The sequence below is a fragment of the Pseudofulvimonas gallinarii genome, assembly GCF_004343305.1.
GTDB lineage: Bacteria > Pseudomonadota > Gammaproteobacteria > Xanthomonadales > UBA2363 > Pseudofulvimonas > Pseudofulvimonas gallinarii.
Map to the genome: position 1 here is coordinate 1 of NZ_SMAF01000035.1, position 13,298 is coordinate 13,298.

Genomic DNA, 13,298 nt, shown 5'->3' on the forward strand with positions numbered 1-13,298 from the left:
CGCTTGCTGGGCATGACGGGGCTCCATCGAATTGAGGGTGCCCATCAAACCCCGCTGGCGACCGGGAAAACAGGTGTCGTCGGCAGACGCTTACGGTTGCGCTGCAAGACCGTCAGCTCGATGCTGCCTCTGACACCCACTACTTCCGAAGGCTGGTAGTCGCAATCGATGCAGTTACCGCCGGTGAAATGCACCAGATCGGCTTCCAGCGTCCAATAACCTGTGTCGGATTCTGCGATCGGCTCCAGTGCGCCGCTGAACTGGTACCAGATCGGCGCACCCGTCTCGTCGAATCCGTGCCAGGTGCCAACCAGCACGCCGTTCTGCACTTCCATATTCATGCCGGTGCCGCTGCGCTGCGGATCCCACCACATTCCCGGCCGCGGCGTGGGGCGCTCGGTTGCCGAGGTCGGGCAGCCCTCGCACGGTGGCACCTGCGGCCCGTGCTGTGCCAATGCCGGCGAGGCCAGCGTTACAACGGCTGCGAAGATCGCGCCAGCAATCGGCATTCTCATGTTCTTCTCCTGTGGCGAGTTCCGGCTGCGTGTGTACTCAAACGCAGATCGGATAGGAGTCGCCCGCAACCTGCTGCGCTCTGTATCCGCCGCAACCACCTCCGTTGCACGCCCGAACGCGCAGGTACAACGTTTCGCTCGGCCCGATGTCGGAGTTCGCCGAGATGGTTCGCGCACGAACGGCTCTGACCATACACAGACAATGGCGCATGGTCCACCCCATGCGCATTGGCTAAGGTGACGCTTCGGCTAATTGAAGAGCGCGGAGTCCTGACATGGATCACACTGCGTGACCTGCCGAACCATGTTCCAAATGTCCCGCTAGCCGTTGAACTGGCTTGCCTTCGACATCATTGCTGCATACGCGGGATTCCGCGCATACATGGCGCGAGGCGAAAAATGACCCGCGCTGTACGGGAAAATCCCGGCCCAATGAGTGCGGGATCAATGAGGTTGCGCGGTTTGCAGCTGACCTGCGCTGCACAACTGCAACGATTCCAGCATCTCCGGTGCGGGCGGGCGGTCAATCCGCGTTGGCGGCATCGGCGTAGCCGGCGGCGTGGGCCATTTCGTCGGCGTGGTAGGACGAGCGCACCATCGGGCCGCTGGCCATGTGCTGGAAACCCAGCTGGTAGCCGTAGTCGGCCAGGGCGTCGAATTCGGCCGGGGTCCAGTAGCGCATGACCGGATGATGGTGTTTCGACGGTTGCAGGTACTGGCCGATGGTGATCATGTCGACATCGTGCGCGCGCAGGTCGCGCAGCGTGCCCTGCACCTGCTCCAGGGTTTCGCCGAGGCCGAGCATGATGCCGGACTTGGTGGGTACATCGGGATGTTGCGCCTTGAAGCGCTTGAGCAGGTCCAGTGACCAGGCGTAATCGGCGCCAGGGCGGACATTCGCATACAGGTCGGGCACCGTCTCGACGTTGTGGTTGAACACGTCTGGCGGCGCCATGGCCAGTTCATCCAGCGCGCGCTCCATGCGGCCCTTGCCACGGAAGTCCGGCGTCAGGATCTCGATCCGGATGTCGGGGTTCAGGGCCCGGACTTCACGGATGCAGGCCGCGAAGTGGGCGGCTCCACCATCGCGCAGGTCGTCGCGGTCCACCGAGGTGATGACCACGTAGCGCAGGCGCATGTCGGCGATGGTGCGGGCCAGGTTGGCGGGCTCCTGCGGATCGGGCGGTTTCGGCCGGCCATGGGCGACGTCGCAGAACGAGCAGCGGCGCGTGCAGACCTCGCCGAGGATCATGAAGGTGGCGGTGCCCTTGCCGAAGCATTCGTGGATGTTCGGGCAGGACGCCTCCTCGCACACCGTCACCAGGCGGTTGGCACGCAGCTTGTCCTTCAGCGTCGCCACCGTGCTGTTCGACGGCAGGCGTACGCGGATCCAGGACGGCTTGCGCAGTACCGGCGCATCCGCATCGAAACCCGCGGTGTTGCGGGCGATCTTGGCCGCGGCAACCTGCTTCTCGCCTTCGACCAGGATGGGGATGGACTTCGGTTCGACGACGGGGTCGGTCATGACAGGTCCGGCGCGGGTGCAAGGTGCGGCGACAAGCCGAATTGCGCCGCCAGTTGCGGCACCAGGACTGCATCGACCTGCGCCAGCGTGGCGGGACCGCCCAAGTCTACCACCTGGGTCACTGCCAGCCCCTGGAAGCCGCAGGGATTGATGCGCGCATACGGCTGCAGATCCATGGCGACATTGAAGGCCAGGCCGTGGAAGGAACAGCCGCGGCGCACACGCAGGCCCAGCGCCATGATCTTGGCGCCGTCGACGTAGATGCCCGGCGCGCCGTCGCGGCGGACACCGGCGATGTTCCACACGGCCAGGCTGTCGATCACCGCCTGTTCGATGCGGCAGACCAGTTCGCGCACGCCGATGCGCAGGCGGCGCAGGTCGAGCAGCGGATAGGCGACGCGCTGGCCGGGGCCGTGGTAGGTCACCTGGCCGCCGCGATCAACCGGCAACACGGGGATGTCGCCGGCGGCGAGCACATGTTCGGGCTTGCCGGCCTGGCCGAGCGTGAAGACGCGGTCGTGTTCGACCAGCCAGAGTTCGTCGGGCGTCTGCTCGTCGCGGGCATCGGTGAAGCGCTGCATCGCCCGCCACACCGCTTCGTAGGGCTGGCGGCCGAGGTCACGGACGATCAGCGGCAGCGGGCAGGCAACGCAGTCGGCGTCTTCACCGGACAATGCGCCGGCTGCGGCGGGTTCGGCCGTCACAACAGCCACCGCACTCCGTTATGGCTGCGCACAGACTCGTGCACGGCATCTAGCTGCACGCGGTCGATGGCCAGGAAGCTGACACTGACCGAGACGTAGTTGCCGTTGCTGCTCTCGCGCACGCGCAGCGATCCGGCCAGTACCTGGGCACCCGCGGCCTCGACCAGTCCCGGCAGCGCTTCGATCAGTCCGGCGTCGCTCGCGCCCATCGCGGCGACCTCGAACGCGCCGGGGAAGACGTAGGCCTGTCCTTCAATGTTCTGCATGACAGCTCCGGGATTATTCAAACAGCAGCAGGAAATCATGCCAGGTGCGACGGAAGAACCCGGCGCCTTCCTGGGCCGCCAGGCTGACCAGCGGCGCTTCGGCCAGCACCTTCCCATCCAGCGTGATCTTCACTGCGCCGACGGCCTGGCCCTGGTCCAGCGGCGCGATCAGCAGCGGTGGCACGTCCATGCTGGCGACGAGCTCGCCGTAGCGGCCGCGCGGGAAGGTGACGTAGAGGTCGCTCGCCAGGCCCAGCGGCGCGGTGTCGTTCATCGCACGCCAGATTTCCGGCTCGGCAATGGTCTGGCCGCCGCCATACAGGCGGTGGGTTTCGAAGGCGCGGAAACCCCAGTTCAGCAGCGCCTGGTTGCCCTCCTCGCGGAGGCGGAACCCTTCGCTGCGGCTGCCCTCCACGCCCATTACCACCGAAATCAACCGCTGGTCGCCGCGCTTGGCCGACGCAGCCAGGCAGTAGCCGGCGGCACTGGTGTGCCCTGTCTTGATGCCGTCGACGCTGCCATCGCGGAACAGCAGGCCGTTGCGGTTGTACTGCTTGATGCCGCCGTAGGTGTATTCCTTGATCGAATAAAGGGCGTAGTGATCGGGATAGTCGCGGATCAGCGCGCGCGACAGCAGCGCGATGTCATAGGCACTCATCAGGTGCCCTTCCGCCGTCAGGCCATGCGAATTGACGAAGTGCGAGTTGCGCAGGCCCAGGCGCTGCGCGTACTGGTTCATGAGGTCGGCGAAGGCTTCCTCGCTGCCGGCGATGTGCTCGGCCAGCGCGATGGCGGCATCGTTGCCGGACTGGATCACCAGTCCGTGTACCACTTCATCCAGCTTGACCCGCGAGTTCACGGCCAGGCCACTGAACGAGCCGTCGGTGCCGGCACCACCCTGGCGCCAGGCGCGCTCGCTGATGAAGACCTCGTCGTCTTCCTTGATCTGGCCGCGGGCGATCGCATCGGCGACGACGTAGGACGTCATCACCTTGGTGATGCTGGCCGGGTGCAGCGGCTGGTTTTCGTTATGGCCGGCCAGGACCTGGCCGCTGGCATGGTCGAGCAGCACCCACGCGCTGCCGGTGACCTGCGGCGGCGTGGTCGGTGCCGGTGGCGGCAACGACGGTGCCGGCTGCGGCGCGGGCGCCGGCTGCGGCAGGTCGGGCTGTTGCGGAAGCGCGAAGGCCAGGCCGGCGGTCAGCGCCAAGGACAGGAAAAAGGCAGTTCTCACGCGGTGTTCTCTTTGGCTGGCATGGCGGCCGGCATGGCGGCGCCAGGGAAATGCGAGGCCGACACGGTAACGTCTAAGGACAGGATCGTCACGGTCGCACCGGGTACGGTTCAGTTTTCAATCACGATGGGCGTGGCCGGGAATCCGCGCAGGCGCAGGCGCGCCTTCGCCTCTTCGACCTCGCCGCCGGCGAACGGTCCGGCATGGACACGGTAAAGATGGATGCCGTTGTCGACGGTTTCAACCAGCCGCGTGGATTCTCCGGAGGCACGCAGGTCCTCCTGCAGGCGCAGGGCATTGTCACGCTGCGCGAAGGCGCCCAGTTGCAGGTATACGGTCGCACCTTCCGGCCCGGCGGGCAGCGGCGCCGGCGCGCCGGGGACGATGGCCTCTACTTCCACCGGTGCGGTGCCGGTCTCGTACACGCCCAGCTTCAGGGCGGCGACGTAACTGAGGTCGATGACCCGGCCTTCGTGGAAGGGACCACGATCGTTGATCCGCACGACGACGCTGCGCCCGTTCGACAGGTTTCGGACGCGCGCATAACTGGGCAGCGGCAGGGTCTTGTGCGCCGCGCTGAAGGCGCACATGTCGTAGGGCTCCATGCTCGACGTGGCGCGGCCATGGAATTTTGCGCCGTACCAGGAAGCGATGCCGCGTTCGCGATAGCCGCGCGCATCCGTGAGCACGCGGTAGGTCTTGCCCAGTACGGTGTAGGTCGGCCGGTTGCCATAGCGGCTCAGCGGCTCGACGCGCGCGACGGGTTCGGGAATGCGCTCCAGGTCGGGACGACCGGTCGGTGCATGGTCGCGCTGGCCCGGGCGGTACAGTCCACCTGGCGTGTAGTCGGCTTCGTCGTGTTCATAGACCACGGCGCATGGATCCTCGCCCTGCGCCAGCGGCCGCGCGCTGTCGACCGGTGGCTGCGCGCCTGCCGGCGTCGTCGGGCGCACGCGCTGCCTGCCGCCGCAGGCGGCCAGGGCCGCCACCAGCATCAGGACGACCGCCAACCGGATTGCGCGGCCCGGCATCACTGGCGACGGATCAGGCCGCGCTGGCGCGCCTTCTCGAGTTCCAGCGACAACTGGTGGACGGCCATCGAGTACAGCGGGCTGCGGTTGTAGCGGCTGATCACGTAGAAGTTCGGGAACACCAGCCAGTATTCGTCGCCGGCGCTGCCTTCCAGCTTCAGCAATGTGGCCGGCTGTGCCGGATCCAGCGCAGCCTCGACGGTGTAGCCCAGCTCAGCCAGCTCGCCGACCGTGCTGGTCATGTTCAGGCCGTCACGCTCGAAGGGCCGCGCCCCCGCCGCCGCGGTCGCGCGCTCGGCGACCACGCCTTCGTGGGCCCAGCCGTGTTCGACGAAATAGTTGGCAACGCTGGCGACGATGTCCGGCAGCGAATTCCAGAGGTCGCGGCGGCCGTCGCCGTCACCGTCGACGGCGAAGTTGCGGTAGCTGGAGGGAATGAACTGCCCCCAGCCCATGGCGCCGGCGTAGGAACCCTTCAGTGCGCCGATCTCGAGCTGCTCTTCTCCGGCCAGCCGGAACAGGTGCTTGAGCTCGTCGCGGAAGAAGGCCGCGCGTGGCGGATAGTGGAAGCCGAGCGTGTAGAGCGCGTCGAGCACGCGGTAGCTGCCGGTGATCTTTCCGTAGCTGGTCTCGACGCCGATGATGGCGGCGATCACGCTGGCGGGAACGCCGGTCTCGGCCTCGACACGATTCAGCAGATCGACATGCTCGCGCATGAAGGAGGCGCCGGCGTCGATGCGGGCATCGGTCAGGAAGATCGGCCGGTAGTCCTTCCAGGGCTTGGCCTCGGCCGGCCGTGAAATCGCGTCGAGGATACTCTGCATCTTGCGCGCGCCATCCAGCGTGGCGCGGATGTCCGATTCCTGCCAGCCGGTTTCGGCCGCCAGCTCGCGGATGAACTGCGCCGGTTCCGGCACCTCCTGGGCATACAGCAGCGGGGTGGCCAGCAGGCCGGAGAGAACTAGAGCGGCACGTCGCAGCATTGGGAGGTCCTGGATGTGGGCTGTCGCGATGGTAATGGATGCCTCCGGATCGACAATCCGCAGGCCCGGAGGTTCAAAGGGCTTGCCGGCGAAGGCGCCGGCGATGCTGGTGGCGGTTGACACCGAGGATGATGCCGAAGCCGGTCAGCAGCGTGACCGTCGAGGTGCCGCCGTAGCTGATGAAGGGCATCGGCACGCCGACCACGGGCACCAGGCCGGCCACCATGGCGGTGTTGACCAGCACGTAGACCAGGAAGGTCAGCGCCAGCGTGCCCGCAAGCAGCCGCGAGTAGGTATCGCGGGCGCGGTTGGCGATCACCGCGCCACGCACGCCGATCAGCACGCACAGCACCAGCAGCAGACAGATGCCGACGAATCCGAACTCCTCGGCCAGAACCGCGACCGCGAAGTCGGTGGTGTGCTCAGGCAGGAAGTCCAGCTGTGACTGCGTGCCCTGCATGTAGCCCTTGCCCGACAGCCCGCCGGAACCGACGGCGATCTTGGCCTGGATCACGTTCCAGCCGTGGCCCAGCGGATCGGCTTCCGGGTCGAGGAAGGTGCGGATGCGATTGCGCTGGTGCTCCCACATGAAATGCCAGAGCACCGGAGCCGCGACCGACAGCGTGCCGATCAGCCCGAGGATCCAGCGCCAGGACAGGCCGGCCAGGAAGATCAGGCAGCCTGCGCTGGCGGCGACCAGGACGGCTGTGCCCAGGTCCGGCTGCTCCGCGATCAGCAACACCGGCACGGCCGCGACGCCGAGCGCCGCCAGCACCACGCCCAGTCGCGGCGGCAGCGTCTGCGAATGCAGCAGCCAAGCCAGCATCATCGGCAGGCTGAGTTTGACCAGCTCGGACGGCTGGAAACGCAATGGGCCTAAGCGCAGCCAGCTCTGCGCGCCGCGTCCTTCGCCGAACAGCGCCACCAGCAGCAGCAGGATGATCGAGCCCAGGAACAGCCAGGGCGACACGCTGCGCAACCAGGGCAGCGGCATCTGCGCAATGGCGAGCAACAAGGCGAGGCCCACGCCCAGGCGGATGCCATGGCGCCAGGCCAGCTGCGCGTCGGCTGCGCCGGCGCTGTGCAGCACGACCATGCCCAGGGCAGCCAGCAGCGCCAGCGCCAGCAGCAGCCACGGGTCGTAACCGCCGGTCCAGCTGCGCAGCCGCGATGCCGCCCGCTTGCTCATGTCTGCGACTCCGGCGCGCCGGGCCGGAACGACCACCAGGCATCGAGGATCTGCCGCGCCACCGGCGCGGCCGTGCGTGAACCGCTGCCGCCGCCCTCGACGATCACGACGACGACGACCTCGGGCGCTTCCGCCGGCGCCAGCGCCACGAACAGCGCCTGGTGGCGGAGATGTCGGGCCAGGTCCTCGGAACGCTGCCCTTCCCGGCGCGACACGCGCTGCGCGGTGCCGGTCTTGCCGGCGACCGTGAATGGCAGGCCGTCGCCCACCGAACGCGCGGTGCCGGTCGGGCCATGGACGACAGCGACCATGCCATCGATGGCGACATCCCAGTTCGATGGCGTGCGCACCGGCACCGCCGGACTGCGGCTGGTCTCGCGATGGCGGGTCGGCGCCTCGAATCCTTCCTGCGTCGCGCGCAGCAGGTGTAGCGGCGCGCGTTCACCTCGCATCGCCAGGATCGACAACGCCTGCGCCAGCTGCGGCATGCTCGTCACCCAGTAGCCCTGGCCGATTCCGGCGATCACGGTTTCGCCCAGGTACCAGGGCTGGCGGAGATTCGCCTGTTTCCACTCCCGGGACGGCAGCACGCCGCGCGTCTCGCCGAGCAGGTCCAGTCCGGTGGGCGTGCCGAAACCGAACTGCCCGAGGTATTCGCTCATGCGGTCGACGCCCATGTCGACGGCAAGCTGGTAGAAGTAGGTATTGACCGACTGCGCGATCGCTTCGCGCGCATCGACCCAGCCGTGGCCCCCTGCGCGCCAGTCGCGATAGACCTGCGAGTTGCCGGGCAACCGGAATTGTCCGGTCGAGGCGATGCCCTGGTCGGGGCGACGCAGCCCCAGCTCAAGGCCGGCCAGTACCATCAGCGGCTTGATCGTCGAGCCCGGCTCGTAGCCGCCCTGGATCACGCGGTTGAACAGCGGGCGGTCCGGTGAATCGCGCAGTTCGGCGTAGGCGCTTCGGCCGATGCCGCGGACAAACGGATTCGGATCGAAGCTGGGCAGGCTGACCATGGCGAGGACTTCGCCATTGCGCGGATCCACCGCCATGGCGGCGCCGCTTTCCTGTCCGAAGGCCTGCACCATCGCCATCTGCAGGCGGTGGTCGATGCTCAGGTAGAGATGGTTGCCGGCGCTGGGCGGCGTGCGGCTGAGTACGCGCAGTGGCCGGCCTGCGGCATTGGATTCCAGCTGTTCGAATCCGGCGGCGCCATGCAGCAGGTCTTCGTAGAAGCGCTCCAGGCCGGTCTTGCCGACATGCGTGCTGCCTGCGTAACGACGTGAATCCAGGCGAGCCTGGTCCTCGGCGTCGATGCGACCGACATAGCCGACCACGTGCGCATACAGCTCGCCATAAAGGTACTGGCGCGTCTGGTAGGGGGTGATGTCGACGCCAGGCAGGCGATGCCGGTTGACGGCGATCCGCGCCACGTCCACTTCGGACAGGTCGAACTTCAGTGGCACCGGCTGGAAGCGACGGACGGCACGGATCTGATCCTTGAGGCGCTGCTCGTCGTCGGGATCGATGGCGACGAGGTCGCGCAGCTGCGCCAGCGTCGCGTCGAGGTCCTCGACACGCTCGGGCACGATTTCCAGGCGGAACGCCGGGCGGTTGTCGGCGAGGAGCACGCCGTTGCGGTCGTAGATCAGTCCACGCGCCGGCGCCACCGGCTGCAGCTTGATGCGGTTGCGCTCGGAGCGGCTGGTGAGCTCCTCGTGCTCGATCAACTGCAGCTGCGCGTAGCGACCGATGATGACGATCACCGCCAGTATGGCCAGTGCCAGCGCCTGGATGGTGCGGGCGCGGAACAGCAGCGCCTCGGCGAGGACGTTCTTGACCGTCGCGGGCGGCGGCGTGCGGATCATCCGCTGCGCACGCGCATGCGCTGGCGCAGATCGTCCAGGGCCACGACCAGCACCGGCCAGAGCAGCATGCCCGTGGACGCGGGCAGCCAGTACAGGGCATCGGTGCTGACGGGCGCGTCGAAGCTGCGCAGCATGAGGACCACGATGCGGTCATTGAGCAGCAGCGCGCCAACGGCGAGCGTCTGCTGCCAGAGCGGGAAGAAGCGGAGGCGGGCGCGGAAGCGACCGACGATGAAGGCCATCACGACCAGGCGGAAGGCGTGCTCGCCGAACCAGGTGCCGAGCAGCAGGTCGGCGCCCAGGCCCAGGCAGAAGGCGAAACCGATCCGGCCATTGCGCGGGCGCTCCAGCGACAGCCAGATGATGAAAAGGCCGAGCCAGAACGGCTTCGCATACAGCAGCGCTCCCGGCAACGGCAGCAGGGTCAGTACGTAGACCAGCAGGATGGACAGCGGCATCAGCGCGCCGGCGCGGGGCACCAGGTTCATGGCCGGGTCTCTCCTTCGACCGGCTCCACCGCCGCTTCTTCGTCCGCCGGCAATGTCGGCGGGCCGACGCCATCGGAAGGCCATTCGCCCACGTCGGTGCCGGCATCATGCTCTTCCAGCAGCAGCAGCTCGCTGCTGTGCTGCAGGCGGGCATAGGGTTCAGCAAATGCCTGCGCGAACATGCCGTTGGCGTCCGGCTCGACCTCGCGTACGACGGCAACGGGGAAACCCGCCGGGAAACGCCCACCGAGACCAGAAGTGACCAGCTCATCGCCGACCTGAACATCGCTGTTGATCGGCAGTGTCGGCAGCAGTATGCGGTCGCTGCGTCCGAGGCCGTAGGCGATCGCGCGCTGGTTGGTGCGCGCGTTCCGGACCGGCACGCCGTGCTGCGGATCGGTCAGCAGCATCACCGTGGTCGTGGTACTGCCGACCGTCATCACCTGGCCGATCAGGCCATAGGCGTCGATCAGCGGCTGGCCGAGCTGGATACCCATGTCGCGACCACCGTCGAGCAGCAGGCGCTGCCGGTAGGGATCTATGTCGATGTCGAACACCTGCACCAGGCGCCCGCTCAGGCGGTAGCGCCGGCCGGCATCCAGCAGCTGCAGCAGGCGCTGGTTCTGTTCGGTTTCGATGCGGGCGGCATTGAGGCGCGCCTGCGCGAGCAGCAGGTTTGCGCGCAGGCTGTCGTTCTCGCGCTTCAGTTCAACGCGCTCGCTGGCGGCGGCGTGCAGCCAGCGGGCCGCTTCCACCGGCGCCTGTGCGACGCGGTACAGCGGCGTCGCCAGGGCGGCGAGCGTGGAGCGGATGCGTTCGAGATAACCGCTGTGGTGGTCGGTCACCATCAGCGCGACCGCCGCGGTCAGGTAGACGATCAGGCGCAGCGTCTGCGCCTGGCCGCTGGCGAACAGTGAATCCCTTTCGCCGGTCACGGCCATCACGCCCGCCCCTGGCTGTCAGCGTCAGTCCGCCGCGAAGAAATCGTTGCCGTAACCCTGATCGATCAGTTCCAGGGCGCGGCCACCGCCACGCGCCACGCAGGTCAGCGGATCTTCCGCGACCTGGACATGCAGGCCGGTTTCCTCGGAAATCAGGCGGTCCAGGTCGCGCAACAGCGCGCCGCCGCCGGTCAGGACGATGCCGCGCTCGGCGACGTCCGAACACAGCTCCGGCGGCGTCTGCTCAAGGGCCGACTTCACCGCCGAAACGATGCCGGACAGCGGTTCGTGCAAGGCCTCGAGGATCTCGTTGCTGTTGATGGTGATCATGCGTGGCACGCCCTCGGCCAGGTTGCGGCCGGAGATCTCGATCTCGCGCAGTTCGGCCTGCGGGTAGGCACAGCCGATCTCCACCTTGATGCGTTCCGCCGTGGCCTCGCCGATGAGGGTGCCGTGGCTGCGCCGCACGTAGTTGATGATGGCGTCATCGAAACGGTCGCCACCGATGCGGACCGACTGCGAATACACGATGCCGTTCAGCGAGATCACGGCGACCTCGGAGGTGCCACCACCGATGTCCAGGACCATGGAGCCGCGCGCTTCGGCCACCGGGATGCCGGCGCCGATCGCTGCCGCCATCGGCTCCTCGATGAGGAACACATCGCGCGCGCCGGCGCCTTCGGCGGATTCCTTGATCGCACGCCGCTCCACCTGCGTGGAGCCGCAGGGCACGCAGACCAGCACGCGCGGGCTGGGGCGCAGGAAGCGCGACCGGTGCACCTTGCGGATGAAGGTCTGCAGCATCTGCTCGGTCATCGTGAAGTCGGCGATCACGCCGTCCTTCAGCGGCCGGACCGTCACGATGTTGCCGGGCGTCCTGCCCAGCATGCGCTTGGCCTCGCCGCCGACGGCGGCGACCGAACGCGGTCCGCCCGGGCCGCGATCCTGGCGGATCGCCACGACCGAGGGCTCGTTCAGCACGATCCCCTGGTCACGGACGTAGATCAGGGTGTTGGCCGTGCCGAGGTCGATCGACAGGTCGTTGGAAAAGACGCCACGGAGGGTTTTGAACATGAGCAGAGGAAATTGCGGCCGTTACCGGCATAAGGTGCGATAATGTAAAGGCCGCAGGCGGGCCCGGCAAGCAAACGCACAACAGATTGCATCGGCAAGTCAAGATCGGTGCAGGAAGGCGCGCGGGTGTTAAGACGGATTAATGTCTTCCGGGGTGGAAGTGCCTTCCGGCTCGCCTGGAAGCCTTCGCCCGGCCGGCCGGGCAACACGCCGGCTGCCGTCGGACGCGGCAACGGAATCCAACCATTTGCGGGAGTACTTTGATGTCGGCGTTGATCTGCGGTTCCCTTGCCTACGACACCATCATGGTGTTCGAAGACCGCTTCAGGAACCACATCCTTCCGGACAAGGTGCACATGCTGAATGTCGCCTTCCTTGTGCCGGCGATGCGCCGCGAGTTCGGCGGCTGCGCAGGGAACATCGCCTACAACCTCAAGCTCCTTGGCGGCGATCCGGTCCCGATGGCGACCGTCGGTGCCGATTTCGGTCCCTATCGCGCCCATTTCGAGAAACTCGGCATCAGCCTTGCCCACGTGCGCGAGCTGGACGACCACTTCACCGCGCAGGCGTTCATCACCACCGACCTGGACGACAACCAGATCACCGCGTTCCATCCGGGCGCGATGATGGAGTCGTACCGCAACCACGTGCGTGACGTGCGTGGCGTCAAGTTCGGCATCGTGGCACCGGACGGCAAGGCGGCGATGATCCAGCACGCGCAGCAGTTTGCCGAACAGAACATTCCCTTCATCTTCGATCCCGGCCAGGCGATGCCGCTGTTCAACGGCCAGGAGTTCCGCCATTTCATCGAGATGGCCGACTATGTCACCGTCAACGACTACGAGTCCGAGCTGCTGCAGGAGCGGACGGGCTGGTCGGTGAAGGAGATCGCATCCCGCGTCGACGCCTACATCGTCACCCGTGGTGCCATGGGCTCGCTGATCCATACGCGTGACGAGTCGGTCACCATTCCTGCTGCGGTACCTCGCCAGCTCGCCGACCCGACCGGCTGCGGCGACGCTTACCGTGCCGGCCTCATCTTCGGCCTGACCAACGACTACGACCTGCCGACGGTGGGCCGCATCGCGTCACTCATGGGCGCGCTCAAGATCGAGCACGCCGGCACGCAGAACCAGTCGTTCACCCTGGATGAGTTCCGCGACCACTTCCGCGAGCAGTTCGAATACGTGCTCTGATCCAGGTCGCGGCGGCACAGTGACGTGGTAAAGGCGGTACCGCGCAGTGCCCCACGGAAAAAGGCGACCTGGGTGTCTCCTTTGTTCTGCCTGACCTGCCCCCCTTAGCCGTACCACTCGAATCCAGGTAGAGTCCGTCATCCAGAGAGGACGGACATGCGCAAGAGTCGCTTTGCCACGGAACAGATTATCGGCTTCATCAAGCAGGCCGAGGCCGGCATGGCGGTAGCGGAGATGGGCCGGCAACACGGCTTCAGCCCGGCCAGCTTTTACGCCTGGCGGGC

14 protein-coding genes are annotated in these 13,298 nt (G+C 67.0%); 2 read left to right on the forward strand and 12 right to left on the reverse strand.

Annotated elements, in window-relative coordinates:
• Positions 1-44 precede the first annotated feature (44 nt).
• The 12 genes from EDC25_RS14015 to EDC25_RS14070 all read right to left on the reverse strand — a co-directional run bounded on the left by EDC25_RS14015 (position 45) and on the right by EDC25_RS14070 (position 11,818).
• On the reverse strand, positions 45-515 hold the full coding sequence (locus EDC25_RS14015; protein ID WP_132577715.1) for a hypothetical protein: 471 nt from the start codon (positions 513-515) through the stop codon (positions 45-47).
• 523 nt (positions 516-1,038) lie between these two features.
• Positions 1,039-2,040 carry a lipoyl synthase gene (lipA, locus tag EDC25_RS14020; protein ID WP_132577717.1) on the reverse strand — a complete coding sequence of 334 codons (1,002 nt, stop codon included), beginning with the start codon at positions 2,038-2,040 and terminating at the stop codon, positions 1,039-1,041.
• Positions 2,037-2,714, reverse strand: coding sequence for a lipoyl(octanoyl) transferase LipB (gene lipB, locus EDC25_RS14025; protein ID WP_132577719.1), 678 nt, complete (start codon positions 2,712-2,714; stop codon positions 2,037-2,039). The genes lipA and lipB overlap by 4 nt, the downstream gene beginning before the upstream one ends.
• 26 nt (positions 2,715-2,740) lie before the next feature.
• On the reverse strand, positions 2,741-3,010 hold the full coding sequence (locus tag EDC25_RS14030) for a YbeD family protein (RefSeq protein WP_164484134.1): 270 nt from the start codon (positions 3,008-3,010) through the stop codon (positions 2,741-2,743).
• Positions 3,011-3,023: 13 nt separating this feature from the next.
• Complete coding sequence (locus EDC25_RS14035) at positions 3,024-4,244, reverse strand: D-alanyl-D-alanine carboxypeptidase family protein (protein ID WP_341802786.1); 1,221 nt, start codon at positions 4,242-4,244, stop codon at positions 3,024-3,026.
• A 110-nt stretch (positions 4,245-4,354) separates the two neighbouring features.
• Positions 4,355-5,254 carry a septal ring lytic transglycosylase RlpA family protein gene (locus EDC25_RS15115; RefSeq protein ID WP_279432528.1) on the reverse strand — a complete coding sequence of 300 codons (900 nt, stop codon included), beginning with the start codon at positions 5,252-5,254 and terminating at the stop codon, positions 4,355-4,357.
• Positions 5,255-5,274: 20 nt separating this feature from the next.
• Positions 5,275-6,258 (reverse strand): lytic murein transglycosylase B, encoded by a 984-nt coding sequence (gene mltB, locus EDC25_RS14045; protein ID WP_123522818.1) that lies wholly within the window; start codon positions 6,256-6,258, stop codon positions 5,275-5,277.
• Between the two features lie 73 nt (positions 6,259-6,331).
• Positions 6,332-7,447 carry a rod shape-determining protein RodA gene (gene rodA / locus EDC25_RS14050; protein ID WP_123522810.1) on the reverse strand — a complete coding sequence of 372 codons (1,116 nt, stop codon included), beginning with the start codon at positions 7,445-7,447 and terminating at the stop codon, positions 6,332-6,334.
• Positions 7,444-9,315, reverse strand: a complete 1,872-nt coding sequence (gene mrdA, locus EDC25_RS14055) for a penicillin-binding protein 2 (RefSeq protein WP_123522809.1) — start codon at positions 9,313-9,315, stop codon at positions 7,444-7,446. The genes rodA and mrdA overlap by 4 nt, the downstream gene beginning before the upstream one ends.
• Positions 9,312-9,803: a rod shape-determining protein MreD gene (mreD, locus tag EDC25_RS14060; protein ID WP_240639713.1), complete on the reverse strand. Its 492-nt coding sequence runs from the start codon at positions 9,801-9,803 to the stop codon at positions 9,312-9,314. Before mreD ends, mrdA begins: the two co-directional genes overlap by 4 nt.
• Positions 9,800-10,738, reverse strand: coding sequence for a rod shape-determining protein MreC (mreC, locus tag EDC25_RS14065; RefSeq protein WP_164484133.1), 939 nt, complete (start codon positions 10,736-10,738; stop codon positions 9,800-9,802). The genes mreD and mreC overlap by 4 nt, the downstream gene beginning before the upstream one ends.
• Before the next feature lie 30 nt (positions 10,739-10,768).
• Complete coding sequence (locus EDC25_RS14070; protein ID WP_123522807.1) at positions 10,769-11,818, reverse strand: rod shape-determining protein; 1,050 nt, start codon at positions 11,816-11,818, stop codon at positions 10,769-10,771.
• 263 nt (positions 11,819-12,081) lie between these two features.
• On the opposite strand from EDC25_RS14070, the gene EDC25_RS14075 reads away from it, so the two are divergent.
• Positions 12,082-13,014, forward strand: a complete 933-nt coding sequence (locus EDC25_RS14075) for a carbohydrate kinase family protein (RefSeq protein ID WP_123522806.1) — start codon at positions 12,082-12,084, stop codon at positions 13,012-13,014.
• A 156-nt stretch (positions 13,015-13,170) separates the two neighbouring features.
• Positions 13,171-13,298: transposase (locus tag EDC25_RS14080; RefSeq protein ID WP_165910918.1), on the forward strand; the 128-nt coding region annotated here is incomplete at its 3' end.

Bases quoted from the DNA above. Each gene is read 5' to 3' on its own strand.
- rodA (WP_123522810.1), bottom strand. From the start codon at position 7,447: ATGAGCAAGCGGGCGGCATCGCGGCTGCGCAGCTGGACCGGCGGTTAC.
- EDC25_RS14070 (WP_123522807.1), bottom strand. From the start codon at position 11,818: ATGTTCAAAACCCTCCGTGGCGTCTTTTCCAACGACCTGTCGATCGAC.
- mltB (WP_123522818.1), bottom strand. From the start codon at position 6,258: ATGCTGCGACGTGCCGCTCTAGTTCTCTCCGGCCTGCTGGCCACCCCG.
- EDC25_RS14030 (WP_164484134.1), bottom strand. From the start codon at position 3,010: ATGCAGAACATTGAAGGACAGGCCTACGTCTTCCCCGGCGCGTTCGAG.
- lipA (WP_132577717.1), bottom strand. From the start codon at position 2,040: ATGACCGACCCCGTCGTCGAACCGAAGTCCATCCCCATCCTGGTCGAA.
- mrdA (WP_123522809.1), bottom strand. From the start codon at position 9,315: ATGATCCGCACGCCGCCGCCCGCGACGGTCAAGAACGTCCTCGCCGAG.
- mreD (WP_240639713.1), bottom strand. From the start codon at position 9,803: ATGAACCTGGTGCCCCGCGCCGGCGCGCTGATGCCGCTGTCCATCCTG.
- EDC25_RS14075 (WP_123522806.1), top strand. From the start codon at position 12,082: ATGTCGGCGTTGATCTGCGGTTCCCTTGCCTACGACACCATCATGGTG.
- EDC25_RS14015 (WP_132577715.1), bottom strand. From the start codon at position 515: ATGAGAATGCCGATTGCTGGCGCGATCTTCGCAGCCGTTGTAACGCTG.